This window comes from Streptomyces sp. Da 82-17 (assembly GCF_046098215.1).
GTDB lineage: Bacteria > Actinomycetota > Actinomycetes > Streptomycetales > Streptomycetaceae > Streptomyces.
Map to the genome: position 1 here is coordinate 421,115 of NZ_JBJURH010000001.1, position 16,860 is coordinate 437,974.

Genomic DNA, 16,860 nt, shown 5'->3' on the forward strand with positions numbered 1-16,860 from the left:
TCCCCTTAGATCTCGTAGGGCTGGACGACGACGAAGTTGCTGCCGGGCGCACCGCGGAACTGGAGGTTCACCGTCTCCCCGCTGTGGCCGGGGAAGGCCTGGCGGCGCAGCCGCACCTGGCTGGAGATGATCACCTGCGCGGTGGCGGACCAGGCCACGACGGAGTTGGCGTCCACGAACGTGGTCGGCGTGACCGGCAGCACCACGGGGGTGCCCTTGGTCTTCACGACCACCGTGCCGGTGCCCTGGAACTGCATCGTGAACAGGGCCCCGCCGGGGATGCCGTGCCCCTCGATGCGCCGGACCTCGTGCTGCAGCGACTCGTCGTACGCCAGAACGTTCTCCGCGGAGACGCAGATCGCGTCGCCCTGGAGCTCGATCGGGTGGAGGTGCGCCTCGTTCTCGGCGAGGAAGACCTGGCCACGGCCGCTGCAGCGCATCAGCTGCATCTCCTGGCCGGTGGCGTTGCCGACGATGCGGCCGGCGAAACCGGCGCCCTTGTAGCTGAAGTCGACCTTGCCCTGGTACAGCACCATGCTGCCCTGGCGGGCGAGGACCGGCTGGCCCTCGGCGCCGAGGTCGACGCGGATCATCTGCTCGTTCTGCTGCGTCCAGCGCTGACCGGTGGGCGCCTCTCGGTACTTCTGCAGCGCGGCGGCGACACCGGCGGGGCCACCGCCCTGCGGAACACCCTGCGGCTGGCCGTACGGGGAGGGGGCGCCGGGCGGCTGCTGGCCGGGGAAACCGGCGGGCGGCTGCTGGCCGAAACCGGGCGGCGGGGCCTGGCCCGGCATCTGACCGGGGGCCTGCCCGAACTGCGGCTGCTGGGGCGCCTGCGGCGCGGGGGCGGGCTGGCCCGGCCCGTACCCGGGCGGCATGGGCGGGGTCTGGCCCGGCGCGGGCGCGAGGGGCGCGGCGATGGTCGGCTGCGCGTGCACGTTCGGCTGGGCGGGCGGGGGCGGGGGCGCGAAGCCCTGCGCGGGCTGCGGGGCCTGAGGCGCCTGAGGTGCCTGGGGCGCCTGCGGGGCAGCCGGTTCGGGAGCCGGCGTGCCCTGGGCGGGAGTGCCGAAGGCCGGGGCGGGCGCCGGCGCGGGAGCGGGGGCGGGCTCTGCCGGGGCGGGCGCGCCGAACGACGGGGCCGGAGCCGGAGCGCCGCCGCCGGGCGGTGCGAAGCCCGGGGCCGCGCCGCCCTGCGGCTGCGGTGCCGCGGCCGGCTGCTCCTCCTCGGCGACCTCGCCGCCGAAGTTCTTGAGCAGCGCCTCGAGGCCGCCGTCGAAGCCCTGGCCCACCGCGGCGAACCGCCAGACGTCCTTCAGGTAGAAGTCGCCCAGCATCACCGCGCGCTCGGTGCTGAACTCCGAGCCGTCGAAGGCGTACCGCGCGACCTCTTCGCCGCCCGCGACGATCCGGAGGTAGCCGGGCGCGATCTGCGACATCTGGCCGTTGCCGTCGATGGTCGCCGTGAACGACAGCTTCTGGATCTGCGGCGGGATCCGGTCGAGCGTGACGCGGAAGGACTCCGTGTCCCCGGCCTGCGCGCCGAGGAGCTGAATGGACTCCTCCGGCGACTTCGGCTGGTTGAAGAACACGAAGTAACGGTCGTCCGAGAGCTGTTCGTTGGCGTCGAGGCCGAAGCAGCTGATGTCGAACGTGAGACCCGGGGCGTTGATCTGCACGCCTACGTACAGATCGGTGCCCGCGGTCAGGTCACTGATCTTGGCCTTGTGGCCGCGTTGGAATTCCCTGGCCATGCGTAACGACCGTCCCCCATCCCGAAATGTGAATGCGTCGCGCCAGGCTAACCGCTAACGCTGACATCGAGCCAAGCCGGGACGGACCCGGTACAGAATCGCCGCCTGAGGCGTCACAGCCCGCTCACACGTGTTACACAGCGAGCGCGTGGTGGCGGTTCCCGGTTCGCCCAGTGGGCGGGTTTCGGGCTCGCGCAGTGGGCGATTTCGGGCAGGCTCAGTGGGCGGTTTCGGGCGGTTCCGGGCGGGCGAGCGCGTCAGTCCTCGCGCGCGTCGGGTTCGCTGCGCGCGGCCGGCAGGTGCGGCAGCCGTTCGGCGGCAACCACTCCTTCGAGGTAGCCGCGGGCCCGCTCCGTACGCGGGTACGCCTCGAGCAGTCGCCAGAAGCGCGGCCCGTGCCCGGGGACCAGCAGGTGCGCGAGCTCGTGCAGCAGCACGTAGTCCACGACGTACTCGGGCATGCCCTGCAGCCGGTGCGAGAGGCGGATGCTGCCCTCGGCGGGGGTGCAGGAGCCCCAGCGGGTGTTCTGGTTGGTGACCCACTTCACCGAGCTCGGGCGGGCCCGCCCCTGGAAGTACTGCTCGGAGAGGAGCCCGGCGCGTTCGGCCAGCTCCGTGTCGCCGAGGAGCCGCTTGCTCTCCTGCGCGGCGAGCTTGTCGAGCATCACGCCGACCCAGCGCTGTTCCTCGGCCTCGGACATGCGGGCGGGGATGAGCACGATCGTGCGGTCGCCTTCGCGGTACGCGGAGACCGTGCGGCGCCGTCTCGCGCTCCGCCGCACCTCGACCGCGCTCACCACCGAGCCGCGTGGCGGCTGGCTTCTCGTGCTGCGCTCAGAGCTTTCGGCGCGCTGCGGTACGTCGGCGGGCACGCCCCGACGTTACCCGCTGGCGCGGGAGGAAGTCCCGACTCCGGCAGGGTTCCCGGCCGATCCGCACACCCCGACCAAGACTTGTACGACTAATCCCCCACGCCTGTGGACAACTCGCGGCGCCGCATCGCCGGGACGGGCATGCTGGCAGCGGCTCGGGGGACGAGCGCGACCGGTCTCACACCGGCCGCGCCCGGCCGCGCCTGCTGGGCCGCTCGACCGGTGCGTATCGGTGCGTATCGATGGAGCGGCCCGTGCCGGTCGCGTCGGCTGCAACGGGAGAGCAGCCGACGCGACCGAACATCTCTGTACATTCAGGGCATTTCAGGCAGACCAGATCGGGGGACGGTCATGCATCCGAGGGTGAAGCCCGCACTGCGGCGCGGCTGGCGGGACTTGACGACGGTGCAGTTCGGCGTGACGCGCGCGCATGCCGTGGTGCTCGGCCCGATGGACCCGGCGACGGCCGGGCTGCTCGACCTCGTCGACGGCACGCGCGGCCCGGCCATGCTGCGCGCGGAGGGAGAGCGCCTGGGCCTGCCGGGCCACCATGTGGACCAGCTCCTCTCCCGGCTCGCCGAGGCCGGGCTCCTGGACGACGCGACCGGCGGCGGCGAGCCGGCCGCCGCGCTGCGCAAGCACACGGAAGTCCTCGACCGGCTGCGGCCGGACCTGGCCTCGCTCAGCCTGGTCGACCGCGAACCGACGGGCGGCATACGGAAGTTGACGGCGAGGCGCGGCGTGCGCGTGCAGGTGCGCGGGGCCGGCCGGGTCGGCGCCACGATCGCGGCCGTCCTGTCGGGGGCGGGCGTCGGGCGGGTCGACGTCCTGGACGGCGGCAGGGTCGAGCCGGCCGACGTGGCGCCCGGAGGCCTTCCCGCCGAGGCGGTCGGGGAGCGCCGGGACGATTCCGCACGACGCCTGGTACGCCGCTGCGCACCCGAGCGCCCACCCCGCCGCCCTCGCCCGTTCCGCTCGGCATCCCGCTCCGAACTTCCGGGATGCGATACGGAGTTGGGCCGCAAGGCGGGGCTGGACGGGCGGGCCGGGTCGACCCAGGTGCCGTACGAGGACCCGGGGCTTTCTCTGGTCGTCCTGGCGCCGAGGGACGGGCTCGCCGCGTACGCTCCCGACCCTCGCCTGGTCGCGCCGTTCATGGATTCGGGCACGCCTCATCTCTATGCGGGCGTCCTTGAGGGCACCGGTGTCGTCGGCCCGCTGGTGCTGCCGGGGGCCTCGGCCTGCGCCGGGTGCCTCGACCTGGGGCGCGCGGAGCGGGACATGGCGTGGCCGCGGATGCTGGCCCAGTGGCGGTCGGGCCGTTCCCGCCCGGTGCAGGCCTGCGACCTGGGGCTGGCGGGGACGGTCGCGGGGCTGGCGGCGGCCCACGCGCTGGCGTTCCTCGACGGCGGGCTCCCCGCCAGTGCGGGCGCCCGCTGGGAGGTCCCGCTCCCGGAACTCGACTGGCGGCCGGAGCCCGTGGAACCGCACCCCGACTGCCCTTGCGGAGCCGCCCGGCGCGGGAATCCGCTCGACGTGTGGGAGGAGCCGGCGGATGAGAGGGAGGACACCTCCAAGGAAGTCGAACCGCACGAGACAATGGCCCTGTGAGCGCCGGATGAGGCGCGGCTGTCTGGGTCTTGGAGGGGCGTATGTCTGATCTTCCCCGGAAGGCGGTTACCCGTACCGCCAAACTGGCCGCGCTGCCCATCGGGCTCGCGGGCCGGGCCACCTGGGGGCTCGGCAAACGGATCGGCGGGAAGTCCGCGGAGATCGTGGGGCGGGAACTACAACAGCGCACTGCGGAGCAGCTGTTCAAGGTGCTCGGCGAACTGAAGGGCGGCGCCATGAAGTTCGGGCAGGCGCTGTCCGTCTTCGAGTCGGCCCTGCCGGAGGAGGTCGCCGGGCCCTATCGGGCGGCCCTCACGAAGTTGCAGGAGGCGGCGCCTCCGATGCCGACGGCCACGGTGCACTCCGTACTCGAGGAGCGGCTCGGGGACGACTGGCGGGACCAGTTCCTGGAGTTCGAGGACAAGCCGGCCGCTGCCGCGTCGATCGGCCAGGTGCACCGGGCGGTCTGGCACGACGGCCGGGAGGTCGCGGTCAAGGTGCAGTACCCGGGGGCGGGCGAGGCGCTGCTGTCCGACCTGACCCAACTGAGCAGGTTCGCCAGGCTCCTTGGGCCGCTCATCCCGGGGATGGACATCAAGCCTCTGATCACGGAGCTGCGCGACCGGGTCTCGGAGGAGCTGGACTACGAGCTGGAGTCCCAGGCCCAGCGGGAGCATGCCCGGGTGTTCGCGGACGACCCGGATGTGTTCGTGCCGGACGTCCTGCACCAGAGCGAGCAGGTCCTGGTGACCGAGTGGATCGACGGCATCCCGCTGTCCGAGGTGATCGCCGACGGCACCGAGGAACAGCGGAACCGGGCGGGCCAACTCCTCGCCCGTTTCCTCTTCTCCGGCCCCGCCCGCACCGGTCTGCTGCACGCCGACCCGCACCCCGGCAACTTCCGGCTACTGCCCGCGGACGAGGGCGACGAGGACGGTGACTGGAAGCTCGGCGTGCTCGACTTCGGCACGGTCGACCGACTGCCCGGCGGGCTGCCCCCGACCATCGGCCACGCACTCCGGATGACGCTGGAGGGCGAGGCCGAGGCGGTCTACGAGATGCTCCGCGACGAAGGCTTCGTCAAGGAGAACATCGAACTCGACCCGGACGCGGTGCTCGAGTACCTGCTGCCGATCATCGAGCCCGCCGAGGCCGAGGCGTTCACGTTCACCCGTGACTGGATCCGCAGTCAGGCGGCGCGGATAGCCGATCCCCGTTCTCCCGCCCACCAGTTGGGCAAGCAGCTGAACCTGCCGCCCTCGTATCTGCTGATACATCGGGTGACGCTCAGCACCATCGGCGTGCTGTGTCAGCTGGGGGCGACGGTGCGGCTGCGGGACGAACTGGAGGCCTGGCTGCCCGGTTTCGTAGCGGAGGACGAACCGAGCGAGCCGGACGAGTCGGTCCAGGAGGACGACCAGGTCCGGGAGGACGAGCAGGACGGGGCGGCGGCCGCTCAGGCCTGAGCGGTGCTCACCACCAGGAGGAGTCCAGGCGTCCCTCGATGGACCTGATGTTGGCGCGGGCGCAGTCGTCGCAGAAGTAGCGGCGGACGCCGTCCTCCACCGAGAAGGTCCAGGTGATGCGCTGCACTCCTTCTGCCACGGCGCCGCAGCGGGAGCACACCACGCTCTCGTCCCCGGGCTCCTCGGTTGAGTGATCCGCTCTGCTGTCCACGTCGCGACAGTACCGCCGCGCCCGGAACGCGTGGAGCACAACGCACCGCGGGGGCCGCTCCGTTCGGAGCGACCCCCGCAGGGAGTCGGCGATCACCCGGCCGGTCGGCGGTAGGCGATCGGTGGTCGCCAACGCACGTCAGTGCATCACGGCCATGGCCAGCGCGCGGCGGGCGCGCAGCGAGGCGCGCTCCGCACGGCGCTGCATCCGGCGCGCGGCGATCAGGCGCACCGCCTGGCGGTCGGCGTCGGCCTCGCGCATGCGCTCATGCATATGCGCACGTGCCAGGGCTTCGGGTTGGAGTTGCATTTCGCGGGTCCTGTTCTGGCGCGAGGAGATCGCGCCGGATTCCGTGGTGGTCTCTGGGATCGCGGAGCCGAGGGGCTCTCCGGCGAAGGGCTTCATCGGGGCCTGCTTCATGGGGTCGTGCGTCAGGGGGCGGTCGATCGTTCCGGAGGCGTTCATGCGACGACCGGGTTCTTGCGCGGGCGACCACGCGGCCGCTTGCGGGCAACGACCACACCCTGGACGAACAGCTCGCCGCCCCAGACGCCCCACGGCTCACGCCGCTCCTTGGCGCCGGCGAGGCAGGCCTCCATCAGCGGGCAGGTGCGGCAGAGCGACTTGGCGTACTCGACGTCGGCCGGCGACTCGGCGAAGAAGACCTCCGGGTCGTAGCTACGGCAGGGGACGGGTACGCCGAGGTTCTCGATGGCGTCGTCGAGCGCGGTGAGCGCAGTGAGCGGAGTCAAGGTGTTCTCCTGAAGGCCGGGCGGGGGGAGCGTCTCTGAAGGCGGTACGGACGGGGCGTGCGTTTCGGTCTGCACGGTCGGTGTCTTCCTCGTCTGGTCGTTCCGGCCGGTCGGCCGGGTGGCGGCTTGGTACCAGGTGCTGCAAGTCCGTCGGCCCCTTCGCCCCGCTCTCCCCGTTCGGAGAAAACAGAAGGGCCGCGGATCCCGGGTGGGGTTCCGCGGCCCTGAAGGCGCCGGCCTGATCGTCGATCAGGCTGGATCACTCCAGGGTTCGAGCCCGCGGAAGGCCCACATGTGCTGCTGCGTCGTCGTCTGCTTCCGGAGTCCGGCACCGGCTGCCGCAAAGGCATAGGCCTGCGCCTGTGCCGCTGCTACTGCTGCTTCCGGTGCCTTGGTCGGTCGCTCATTGCGCTCGTTCACGGAAAGGAACGCGTGGGACAGGGAGGCCGGACGCATGGCGGGGATGCCGCCGGGCAGACCGGTGCCCTGGTGCGAGAGACCGAGCGGGCAGGTGGCGACGACCGAGCGATCGGTCATTTTGACGACGGTGCTGCTGATGCTGGTGTTGATGCTGATCACTGGAATCGCCTCCTCTCGGCGTCTCGGGGACCGGCGCGAACCGGGTCCACTGGCGTACAAGGTTTTAAGTACAGCACGGAGCCAGGGCTTCGGAGAAGCCGCTGTTTCCGTGGTTAAGAACCTATGGGGATTGCTGCGGCGTACGCAAACTATTTTTTCGACGAGTTTGTATCAGTCGCTGTCGTCTGCTTCTCCAAGCCCGACGGGGCGCTCCTCACCTGCGCAAATGGCCAGGACGTCGGCTCCGAAGCGGCTCAGTTTGCGGGCTCCGACGCCGGGGATGCGGGACAGCTCGGCCTCGGACTCGGGGACCTGCTCGGCGATGGCGATCAAGGTCTTGTCGGTGAAGACGCAGAACGCGGGCTGGCCGAGCTCGGCCGCCTCGTGGGCGCGCCACGCGTGCAGCCGGTCGTACACCCCCTCGTCCATGTCCGACGGGCAGTCCTCGCAGCGCATCAGTTTCATCTCGCCGGCCGTGCTGAGCGTGCGCCCGCAGACGCGGCAGAGGACCGGGCCCCGCGGCTTGCGGGGGCGGGCCGGACCGCGCTCCGCGCCGGCCGCGACCGACGACGCACGCGGTGCCGCGGCAGTGGCCGAACCCGTGCGCAGCCCGTTGAGGAAGCGGCTCGGCCGACGGGAGGCGCGGCCGCCGGGCGAGCGGGCCAGCGCCCACGACAGGGCGAGGTGGGCACGGGCGCGGGTGATGCCGACGTACAGCAGGCGGCGCTCCTCCTCGACCTGCTCGTCCGTCTTCGCGTAGGCGATGGGGAGCATGCCTTCGGTGAGGCCGACGAGGAACACCGCGTCCCACTCCAGGCCCTTCGCGGCGTGCAGCGAGGCCAGCGTGACGCCCTCGACCGTGGGGGCGTGTTGCGCGGCGGCCCGCTCGTCCAGCTCCGCGACGAGGTCGGCGAGCGTCGCCTGCGGCCGGGCGCGGGCGAAGTCCTCCGCGAGCCGCACCAGCGCGGCCAGCGACTCCCAGCGGTCCCGCACGGCGCCGGAACCGGCCGGGGGCTGGCCTGTCCAGCCCTTGGTCGACAGGACGGCGCGGACCTGGGACGGCACGTCCACCGCGTCGTCGAGCAGGGCGTCGTTGGCGCCGAAGCGGGCCGCTCCGCGCAGGGCGTGCCGCGCCTGCTGCACTTCGGTGCGCTCGAAGAACCGCTCGGCGCCGCGGAGTTGGTACGGGATGCCGGCGTCCGCGAGGGCCTGTTCGTAGAGCTCGGACTGGCCGTTCGTGCGGAAGAGGACGGCGATCTCGCTGGCCGGGAGGCCGGAGTCGAGGAGCTTGCGGATGCGGCGGGCGGTGCCTTCGGCCTCCGACGGCTCGTCGCCGTACTCCGTGTAGCTCGGCTCGGGGCCCGCCTCGCGTTGGGAGACCAGCTCCAGGCGGTGCTCGGCGGCGCGGCCGTGGGCCTGGGCGAGGACGCTGTTGGCGAGGTGGACGACCTGGGGCGTCGAGCGGTAGTCCCGGACCAGCTTGACGAGGGTGGCCTGGGGGTGGCGGATGCGGAAGTCCAGGAGGTGGTCGGGGGTGGCGCCGGTGAAGGAGTAGATGGTCTGGCTGGCGTCGCCGACCACGCACAGGCTGTCCCGCTCACCGAGCCACAGCTCCAGAAGCCGCTGCTGGAGCGGACTGACGTCCTGGTACTCGTCGACCACGAAGTGCTGGTACTGGGCGCGGACCTGCTCCGCGATGTCGTACCGGTCCTGGAGGACGGCGACTGTGAGGAGCAACACGTCCTCGAAGTCGATGACGCCGCGGTCGCGCTTCAGTTCCTCGTACGTCGCGTAGACCTGGGAGATCTCGGCCGGGTCGCGGGGGACTTCGCGGCCGGACTTGATCGCCGCCGCCGCGTAGTCGCCGGGGACGGTCTGGGTGACCTTGGACCACTCGATCTCGCCGGTGACGTCCCGCAGTTCGTTGCGGTCGAGGCGGATGCGACAGCGGGCCGCGGCGTCGGCGACCAGGGAGACCTTGCGCTCCACCAGGCGGGGCAGTTGGCCACCGACAGCTTTCGGCCAGAAATACTGCAGCTGTCGCAGGGCGGCCGAGTGGAACGTTCGCGCCTGGACGCCGCTGACGCCGAGCTGGCGGAGACGGCCGCGCATCTCGCCCGCGGCGCGGTTGGTGAAGGTGACGGCGAGCACGCTGTCGGCCCGGAGGATGCCGGCGCGGACGCCGTACGCGATCCGGTGGGTGATCGCCCGGGTCTTGCCCGTGCCTGCGCCGGCCAGCACGCACACCGGGCCGTGCAGCGCGGTCGCGACGGCGCGCTGCTCGGGGTCGAGCCCTTCGAGCACGGCGTCAGCGTCCGGCGGCACGGGGGCGTACTGGCTGCCGCCCGGCTCCGGCGTGAAGAGAGTGGAGTGCGTTGCTGGTGTCACCCCGCCATGCTGCCAGGTCCACGGAGACGGTCGAGCCGGTTGTCCACAGCCGTGAAGCATCGGTCGTACTAATCCGGGAATGGTGGCCGGTCCACGTACGTTCGGTCTGTTGCGACCAAGCATCGGACGAGACTGAGGAGCGCTGGAGACATGCCGGGCACTGTGACGATGTACAGCACCACCTGGTGCGGCTACTGCCGTCGGCTCAAGGGCCAGATGGACCGCGAGGGCATCGCCTACAAGGAGATCAACATCGAGCAGGACCCGGAGTCGGCGGCGTTCGTCGAGAAGGCGAACGGCGGAAACCAGACGGTTCCGACCGTGCTTTTCGAGGACGGCTCGACGCTGACCAACCCGTCGCTGGCGCAGGTCAAGCAGAAGATCGGCGCCTGACGCCCGGCACTTCGCGGCCGGCGCTCCGGCCTCGTGAAAACCCCCGCTCCCTTTAGGGCGGGGGTTTTCAGTCCTCGTCGCCGCCCGCGGCGAAGCCCACCGTGCCGTCCGGCAGGATCGCCTCGACGCGGGCGCCGTGCTCGACGGTGCGGCTGACCGTGCAGTACTTCTCATGGGTCAGGCGGACGCCGCGGGCGAAGACGTCCGCGGCGCGGCCGCCGTTGGCGTCGGCGGGGAGGTCCAGTTCGTAGCTGACCCGGACCTTGCCCACGCGGCCGTCGTCCTCAGGGGTGGAGACGGATTCCACGACGATGCGCAGGTCGTCGTGTTCCACCGCACGCGCGGTGCGGTCGACGACCAGGCCGCCGCAGCCGCCGAGCGCCGCGAGGAGCAGCTCCACCGGTGTGAACGAAGGCTGTCCCGCCTCGTCGTCGGCGGCGGCGATGCGCACCTCCGCGCCGCGGTCGTTGCGCGCGGTCCACTGGCGGTAGCCGGTGCGGACGGTCTCGATGCGGTAGTCGGCCATGGTCGGCGCCCCTTTCTACGGCTCGGTCAGGGTACGGGCCGGGGCAGCGGCCTGCCGTACCAGAGCTCGATGAGGCGGGCGGCGATGGAGATGCCGTACGGCGGCAGGACCTCGCCGGACTCGAAGGCGGCGGCCAGCTCGTCGCGGGAGAACCAGCGGGCCTCCTCGATCTCCTCGCCGTCGACGCTGATCTCGGAGGACGTGGCACGCGCGAGGAAGCCGAGCATCAGGCTGGACGGGAACGGCCAGGGCTGGCTCGCCACGTACTCGACGTCGCCGACCGTGACGCCGGCCTCTTCGAAGACCTCGCGGCGAACCGACTGCTCGATGGACTCCCCCGGCTCGACGAAGCCCGCGAGGGTCGAGAACCGGCCCTCGGGCCAGTGCACCTGGCGGCCGAGCAGGATGCGGTCGTCCTTGTCGGTGACGGCCATTATCACCGCCGGGTCGGTACGCGGGTAGTGCTCGGCGCCGCAGGCCGGGCAGCGGCGGATGTGGCCCGCCGCGGCGATGACGGTGCGCTCGCCGCAGCGCGAGCAGAAGCGGTGCAGGCGCTGCCAGTTCTCCAGCGCCACGGCGTGCACCATGAGGCCCGCGTCGCGCGGCGACAGGAGCAGTCCGGCCTCGCGCAGGCCCGCGGGCCGCGCCGACTGGTCCATGCGGCCGGGCAGGGAGTCCTTCTGGAGCGCGAAGTAGCTCACGCCGTCGTCGTCCGTGCCGAGGAAGTAGCGGTGGGTCTCCGTGACGGGCGCCTCGAAGGCGGGCGTCATCACGAGCTCGGTGCGGCCGTCGGGGGTGTCGTCGATCAGGACCTGGCCACCGGAGACGACGAAGACGCGGGTCGTCGGGTGGCTCCAGGCGGCGGCCAGCCACGCCTCGTCGAGGCGGTGGTGGGCGGCACGGTCGATGCCGCTGGGCGCGGTCAGCGACAGGGGCCGGTCAGCGGTGCGGTCGGTCCAGGTGGTCACAGGTGTTTCCAACTCCCCCGGTGGAACGGGCTGTTCGGCAGGAACGGTTACGGCGGTGACGGCGGGCGCCCTCGCGGCAGGGGCGGCGGTCGGCTCGGCGGGGTCAGCTCGGGGCGGACCCCTCAGGGTGGTCGGAGTTGTCGGGGCTCTCGGCGCGGTCGGAGCGTTCGGCCGGCCAGGTGGCGGCGAGATCGCCCCACAGGTAAGCGGTGGTTTCGACGCCCTTGAGGAGCAGGTCCAGCTCGACCTTCTCGTTGGGGGCGTGCCAGCCGTCGGACGGCACGGAGATGCCGAGGAACAGCACGGGCGCCCCGAGCACGTCCTGCAGGTCGGCCGCAGGACCGGATCCGCCCTCGCGCGTGAAGCGGATCTTCTGCTCGAAGGCGCGGCCCATGGCGCGGGACACGGACTGCAGGGCGGGGTGGTCGAGCGGCGTCAGGCACGGGCGCGTGGCGCCGGAGAACGTGATGCTGTGCCCGATTCCGGCGGGGACCTGCCGGGCGACCCAGTCGCGTACCGCCTGTTCGACCCGCTCCGGCCGCTGTCCCGCGACCAGCCGGAAGGAGAGCTTCAGGAACGCCGAGTTCGGGATGATCGTCTTGCCGCCCGCGCCCTGGTAGCCGCCGCCCATGCCGTTGACCTCGGCGGTGGGGCGGGCCCAGATCCGCTCCAGCGTGGAGTACCCGTCCTCGCCGTGCGCGGCGTGCGACTTGGCCGTACGGAGCCACTCCTGCTCGTCGAAGGGAAGCTCGGCGAAGAGCTCCCGTTCGCGGTCGGTGAGCGGGACGATCCCGTCGTAGAAGCCGGGGATCGCCACGCGCGCGTGCTCGTCGTGGAGGGCGGCGGCGAGGCGGGCGGCGGCCGTCGCCGGGTTCGGGACGGCGCCGCCGAACGAGCCGGAGTGGATGTCCTGGTCCGGGCCCGTGAAGGCGATCTCGCACTCGACGAGGCCGCGCATGCCGGTGCACACCGTGGGCGTGGTCTCGGACCACATGCCGGTGTCGGAGACGATCACCGCGTCCGCGGCGAGGCGCTCGGCGCGCTCCTCGACCAGGGCGCGGAAGTGCGGCGAACCGGACTCCTCCTCGCCCTCGACGAGCAGCTTCAGGTGCACGGCGGGGGTGCTGCGGCCGGTGGCGGCGAGGTGGGCGCGGACGCCGAGGGTGTGGAAGAAGACCTGGCCCTTGTCGTCGGCGGCGCCGCGCGCGTGCAGCCGGTTTCCGTCGATGACGGGCTCGAAGGGCTCGGTGTGCCAGCCGTCCTCGCGGGCGGCGGGCTGGACGTCGTGGTGGCCGTAGACGAGGACGGTCGGGGCGTCCGGCTCGGCGGCCGGCCACTCGGCGAAGACCGCGGGGGCGCCGGCGGTCTCCCAGACCTCGGTGGTCGGGAAGCCGGTCTGCTTGAGCTTGTCGGCCAGCCAGTGCGCACTGCGGCGTACGTCGTCGGCGTGCTCGGGCTGGGCCGAGACGGACGGGATGCGCAGCCACTCCGCGAGGTCGTCGAGGAAGGCGGCGCGGTGGTCGTCGATGTACGCGCGGACGGCGCTGTCCGGGGTGTCGCTCATGCTCTTGAGCCTAGCCGGACGCCGACCTGGTCCGGTCGGCGTCCCCCCTCGGACCTCGGCCGGGCCTCCCTCGGCCGTCCGTCACGCGCGCGTGGTGCTGGTTTTCGCCGTGCTGGTGCTGGTTTTCGCCGTGCTGTGGGGTGCTCGGCTCACCCGTACCGGTGAAATCCGGTCCGCTGAGGATGCGCTCCAGTTCGGCACGGCCGGGCAGCCGCTCCGGGTACGTCGTCTTGCCGGTGCGGACGAAGACGAACGCGGCCCTGACCGCCTCCACCGGCAGGCCGTGCTGCTCGGCCCAGGCGAGCCGGTAGATGGCCAGCTGCAGCGGGTCGGCGGCGCCGCCGTGCCCGGTCTTCCAGTCGACGATCTCGTACGAGGTCGCGGGGCCGTCGCCCGGGCCGGAGCCGTCCGTGCGGTACACCGCGTCGATCCTGCCCCTGATCACCCGCCCGGCGATGGCCAGTTGGAAGGGGGCCTCCACGCAGTACGGCGTGCGGTACGCGTACGGGGTGTGCTCGAAGGCCTCCTTGAGGGCCTCGAGGTCGCGCTCGTCGGCGATCTCGGCGTCGGCGCCGGGGAGTTCGTCCGGGCCGAGCATCGGGAGTTCGAGGGCCTCGAAGCGGGACTCGATCCAGGCGTGGAAGCGGGTGCCCCTGCGGGCCGCGGGCTGCGGCGGGCGGGGCATCGGGCGGGCCAGCTCCTGCGCGAAGGCGTCCGGGTCGGCGGCCATCCGCATCACCTCGGACGCGGTGAGCGAGAGCGGCACGGGCACGTCCCGCACGGCCGCACGCGCGCGTTGCAGCTCCGCCGTCAAGGACTCCAGGTCCTTGTCCCAGGAGGCGACGGTGCGCTGCTCCTCGGGCGTCAGCCGGGGCTCGGGCGCGCGGCGCTGCGGGCCGGGGCGTGCGTGCGGGGCGCTGTGCCCGGCAGGCTCCCGGGCCGCGGCGGTCCTGCGGTCCGGGACGTCCTCCCAGGCGGGTTCCGGTTGCTGGTGGGGGATCCCCGGGCGCGTGCGCGTCCAGGTGTCCCAGGCGGCCGGGTCGTCCTCCGGTACGCCGAAGTCGCCCTCTTCCGGAGGGAGTTCGTCGTACGGATCGGGCCGCCCGGCGTCGTACGGGCCGTCCGCGGCGTTCTCGTGGAGGGCGGTCTGAGAGACGTCGTCGAAGCCGTCGCCGTAAGGGTCCTCGTCCTCCGGCGGCGGGGGCCAGTCCGGGTCGTAGGCCTCGTCCTCGGCGGGGTCGGTCCGGTCGGGCGCCGTGAGGGCCTCCAGGCGGGCCATGACGGTCTCGGCGGCGGCGCGGCGGCGGGCCGTCGCGGCGGCGTCGAGGGGCAGCGGCCAGGCGACGTCGGCGCTCTCCTCGCGCAGCGCCGGGTTCTCCTCGTCCGGCTCGGGCTCGTCCGCCCAGGCCTCGATCTCCCCGTACCCGGCGGCGCAGTGGTCGTGCAGGGCGAGCAGGAAGTCGGAGGGGCCGCGGGGGCGCTTCTGGGCGGGGCCCCACCAGTGGCCGGAGCCGAGCAGGAGGGAGCGGGGGCGGGTGAACGTCACGTACCCGAGGCGGAGTTCCTCGGTGCGCTGGTGCTCCTTCATCTCCTCGTGGAACGCCTTCAGGCCCTTGCTGTCCCAGGCGGCGATCTCGGGCAGCGTCGCCGCGTCACCGCGCAGTTCGTGCGGCAGCACCTTGGAGCGGGCCGTCCACTTCTCGCGGCCCTGGGTGGACGGGAACGTTCCGGTGACGAGGCCGGGCACCGCGACGACGTCCCACTCCAGGCCCTTCGACTTGTGCGCGGTGAGCACCTTGACGGTGTTCTCGCCGCCGGGGAGTGCGTTGTCGAGGCCCTTCTCGTACTGCTCGGCCGTGCGCAGGAAGCCGAGGAAGGCGAGCAGCGACGCGGACGGGTCGTTGGCCGCGAAGGAGGCCGCCACGTCGAGGAAGTTGGCGAGGGTCTCGCGGCGGCGGGCGGCGAGGGCGTGCGGGGACGCGGACAGCTCGACGTCGAGCCCGGTGGTGGCGAGGACGCGGTGCAGTACGTCCATGAGCGGGTCGGCGAGGGAGCGGCGCAGGTCGCGCAGCTCGGCGGCGAGGCGGGCGAACCGCACGCGCGCGTCGGCGGAGAACGGCAGCCGGTCCTGCGGACCGTCCGTCTCCAGGAAGGTGTCGAGGGCGTCGGCGAGGGAGATGACCTCGGCCGGGTCGACGCCTTCGACGGCTTCCGCGAGGCGCCGGTCGGGATCGGCGGAATCGTCCTCCACGCGTGCGTGCTGCACGAGGAGTCGTGCCCTGCGGCCGAGCAGCGCCAGGTCGCGCGGGCCGATGCGCCAGCGGGGCCCGGTGAGCAGGCGCACGAGCGCGGCGTTGGCCCCGGGGTCCTGCAGCACTTCGCAGACGGCGACGAGGTCGGCGACCTCGGGGAGGTGCAGCAGCCCGGAGAGGCCGACGACCTCCACGGGTACGTCGCGCGCGACGAGCGCGCCCTGGATCTGCGCGAAGTCGTTCGCCGTACGGCACAGGACCGCGATCTCGCCGGGCTCCTTGCCGGTGTCGACCAGGTGCCGGATCGAGTCGGCGAGCCACTCGATCTCCTCGGCGTGCGTCCGCAGGAGCGCGCAGCGCACCACACCGTCCCGCTCGGCGCCGGGCGCGGGCCGGAGCGCCTCCACGCCCGCGTGCAGGGCGCGCAGCGGGGCGGCCATGCCGTTGGCGAGGTCGAGGAGGCGGCCGCCGCTGCGGCGGTTCTCGCTGAGCGCGAAGCGGGTGGCGGGGCGGCCGTCGGCGTGCGCGAAGTGCTCGGGGAAGTCGTCGAGGTTGGCGACGGAGGCGCCGCGCCAGCCGTAGATCGCCTGGCAGGGGTCGCCGACGGCGGTCACCGCGTGCCCCGTGCCGGCGCCGAACAGGCCGGAGAGCAGGATGCGTTGGGCCACGGACGTGTCCTGGTACTCGTCGAGCATGACGACGCGGAACTCGTCGCGCAGGATGCGGCCGACCTCGGGGCGGGTGTCCGCGAGGGTGGCCGACAGCGCGATCTGGTCGCCGAAGTCCAGCAGGTCGCCGGAGCGCTTCGCCGCGCGGTACCGCTCGACGAGTTCGGTGAGCTCCTGCCGGGCGGCCGCGGTCTCGGGCACCTTGCGCAGGTCCGCGTTGGACAGCTTCACGCCGTCGAGCGCCTGCAGCAGCTCGGCGTCGTACGCGCGCAGCCGGGACGGTCGTACGAGGTGCTCCGCGAGCTCGGCGTCGAGGGCGAGGAGGTCGCTGACGAGGTCGGGGAAGGACCGGGTGAGCGCCGGATAGGGGCCGGGGGCTTCGCGCAGCACGCGCGCGGCGAGCTGGAAGCGGGTGGCGTCGGCGAGCAGCCGGACGCTGGGTTCGAGGCCGATGCGCAGGCCGTGGTCGGTGAGCAGCCGCCCGGCGAACGCGTGGTACGTGGAGATCACCGGCTCGCCCGGCGGGTTGTCGGGGTCGAGGGTGTCCGGGTCGGTCACTCCGGCCTTGATCAGCGCGGTGCGCACGCGCTCGGCGAGTTCGCCCGCCGCTTTGTTCGTGAACGTGAGGCCGAGGACCTGCTCGGGGGCGACCTGGCCGGTGCCGACCAGCCAGACCACGCGGGCCGCCATCACCGTCGTCTTGCCGGAGCCGGCTCCGGCCACGATCACCTGCGGGGCGGGCGGCGCAACGATGCAGGCCGTCTGCTCCGGGGTGAACGGGATGCCGAGGAGCTCCTTGAGCTGCTCGGGATCGGTGATTCGCGAGGACACTCCAGAGAGGCTAACGGCGGCCACTGAC

At 72.6% G+C, this 16,860-nt stretch carries 14 protein-coding genes; 3 read left to right on the plus strand and 11 right to left on the minus strand.

The features are described 5' to 3' along the window. Window positions 1-5: 5 nt before the first annotated feature. Complete coding sequence (locus ACIDOF_RS01940) at window positions 6-1,751, minus strand: TerD family protein (RefSeq protein WP_409003815.1); 1,746 nt, start codon at window positions 1,749-1,751, stop codon at window positions 6-8. A 257-nt stretch (window positions 1,752-2,008) separates the two neighbouring features. After that, window positions 2,009-2,623, minus strand: coding sequence for a M48 family metallopeptidase (locus ACIDOF_RS01945; protein ID WP_409003816.1), 615 nt, complete (start codon window positions 2,621-2,623; stop codon window positions 2,009-2,011). A 351-nt stretch (window positions 2,624-2,974) separates the two neighbouring features. On the opposite strand from ACIDOF_RS01945, the gene ACIDOF_RS01950 reads away from it, so the two are divergent. After that, window positions 2,975-4,234, plus strand: coding sequence for a TOMM precursor leader peptide-binding protein (locus ACIDOF_RS01950; RefSeq protein ID WP_409003817.1), 1,260 nt, complete (start codon window positions 2,975-2,977; stop codon window positions 4,232-4,234). A gap of 41 nt (window positions 4,235-4,275) precedes the next feature. Continuing rightward, the gene (locus tag ACIDOF_RS01955; RefSeq protein WP_409003818.1) at window positions 4,276-5,700 is read left to right on the plus strand and encodes an ABC1 kinase family protein; all 1,425 of its coding nucleotides are present in this window, start codon (window positions 4,276-4,278) and stop codon (window positions 5,698-5,700) included. A gap of 7 nt (window positions 5,701-5,707) precedes the next feature. Here the strand turns inward: ACIDOF_RS01955 and ACIDOF_RS01960 are convergent, their stop codons facing one another. The 5 genes from ACIDOF_RS01960 to ACIDOF_RS01980 form a co-directional block, all read right to left on the minus strand. After that, the gene (locus tag ACIDOF_RS01960) at window positions 5,708-5,911 is read right to left on the minus strand and encodes a hypothetical protein (RefSeq protein WP_409003819.1); all 204 of its coding nucleotides are present in this window, start codon (window positions 5,909-5,911) and stop codon (window positions 5,708-5,710) included. A gap of 138 nt (window positions 5,912-6,049) precedes the next feature. Continuing rightward, a complete protein-coding gene (locus tag ACIDOF_RS01965; protein ID WP_409003820.1) occupies window positions 6,050-6,376 on the minus strand; it encodes a hypothetical protein in 327 nt (108 codons plus the stop codon). Next, entirely contained in the window at window positions 6,373-6,738 is a 366-nt protein-coding gene (locus ACIDOF_RS01970) for a WhiB family transcriptional regulator (protein ID WP_409003821.1), read from the minus strand. The genes ACIDOF_RS01965 and ACIDOF_RS01970 overlap by 4 nt, the downstream gene beginning before the upstream one ends. 174 nt (window positions 6,739-6,912) lie before the next feature. Next, complete coding sequence (locus tag ACIDOF_RS01975) at window positions 6,913-7,242, minus strand: hypothetical protein (RefSeq protein WP_409003822.1); 330 nt, start codon at window positions 7,240-7,242, stop codon at window positions 6,913-6,915. A 171-nt stretch (window positions 7,243-7,413) separates the two neighbouring features. Next, window positions 7,414-9,690 (minus strand): ATP-dependent DNA helicase UvrD2, encoded by a 2,277-nt coding sequence (locus tag ACIDOF_RS01980; protein WP_409003823.1) that lies wholly within the window; start codon window positions 9,688-9,690, stop codon window positions 7,414-7,416. Between the two features lie 90 nt (window positions 9,691-9,780). Here ACIDOF_RS01980 and ACIDOF_RS01985 point away from each other — a divergent pair, with 90 nt between their 5' ends. Next, a complete protein-coding gene (locus ACIDOF_RS01985) occupies window positions 9,781-10,023 on the plus strand; it encodes a mycoredoxin (RefSeq protein ID WP_409003824.1) in 243 nt (80 codons plus the stop codon). A gap of 67 nt (window positions 10,024-10,090) precedes the next feature. On the opposite strand, the gene ACIDOF_RS01990 is transcribed toward ACIDOF_RS01985, so the two are convergent. The 4 genes from ACIDOF_RS01990 to ACIDOF_RS02005 all read right to left on the minus strand — a co-directional run bounded on the left by ACIDOF_RS01990 (window position 10,091) and on the right by ACIDOF_RS02005 (window position 16,832). After that, window positions 10,091-10,549: an OsmC family protein gene (locus ACIDOF_RS01990; protein WP_409003825.1), complete on the minus strand. Its 459-nt coding sequence runs from the start codon at window positions 10,547-10,549 to the stop codon at window positions 10,091-10,093. Between the two features lie 26 nt (window positions 10,550-10,575). After that, window positions 10,576-11,517 carry an NAD(+) diphosphatase gene (gene nudC, locus ACIDOF_RS01995; protein WP_409003826.1) on the minus strand — a complete coding sequence of 314 codons (942 nt, stop codon included), beginning with the start codon at window positions 11,515-11,517 and terminating at the stop codon, window positions 10,576-10,578. Between the two features lie 103 nt (window positions 11,518-11,620). Further along, a complete protein-coding gene (locus tag ACIDOF_RS02000; RefSeq protein WP_409003827.1) occupies window positions 11,621-13,081 on the minus strand; it encodes a dipeptidase in 1,461 nt (486 codons plus the stop codon). A gap of 10 nt (window positions 13,082-13,091) precedes the next feature. After that, window positions 13,092-16,832, minus strand: a complete 3,741-nt coding sequence (locus ACIDOF_RS02005) for a UvrD-helicase domain-containing protein (RefSeq protein ID WP_409003828.1) — start codon at window positions 16,830-16,832, stop codon at window positions 13,092-13,094. Window positions 16,833-16,860 lie beyond the last annotated feature (28 nt).

What these genes read in the sequence shown, in the direction of transcription:
- ACIDOF_RS01990 (WP_409003825.1), bottom strand. Translation starts at nt 10,549, where the DNA reads ATGGCCGACTACCGCATCGAGACCGTCCGCACCGGCTACCGCCAGTGG.
- ACIDOF_RS02000 (WP_409003827.1), bottom strand. Translation starts at nt 13,081, where the DNA reads ATGAGCGACACCCCGGACAGCGCCGTCCGCGCGTACATCGACGACCAC.
- ACIDOF_RS01965 (WP_409003820.1), bottom strand. Translation starts at nt 6,376, where the DNA reads ATGAACGCCTCCGGAACGATCGACCGCCCCCTGACGCACGACCCCATG.
- ACIDOF_RS01950 (WP_409003817.1), top strand. Translation starts at nt 2,975, where the DNA reads ATGCATCCGAGGGTGAAGCCCGCACTGCGGCGCGGCTGGCGGGACTTG.
- ACIDOF_RS01955 (WP_409003818.1), top strand. Translation starts at nt 4,276, where the DNA reads ATGTCTGATCTTCCCCGGAAGGCGGTTACCCGTACCGCCAAACTGGCC.
- ACIDOF_RS01980 (WP_409003823.1), bottom strand. Translation starts at nt 9,690, where the DNA reads ATGCTTCACGGCTGTGGACAACCGGCTCGACCGTCTCCGTGGACCTGG.
- ACIDOF_RS01985 (WP_409003824.1), top strand. Translation starts at nt 9,781, where the DNA reads ATGCCGGGCACTGTGACGATGTACAGCACCACCTGGTGCGGCTACTGC.
- ACIDOF_RS01940 (WP_409003815.1), bottom strand. Translation starts at nt 1,751, where the DNA reads ATGGCCAGGGAATTCCAACGCGGCCACAAGGCCAAGATCAGTGACCTG.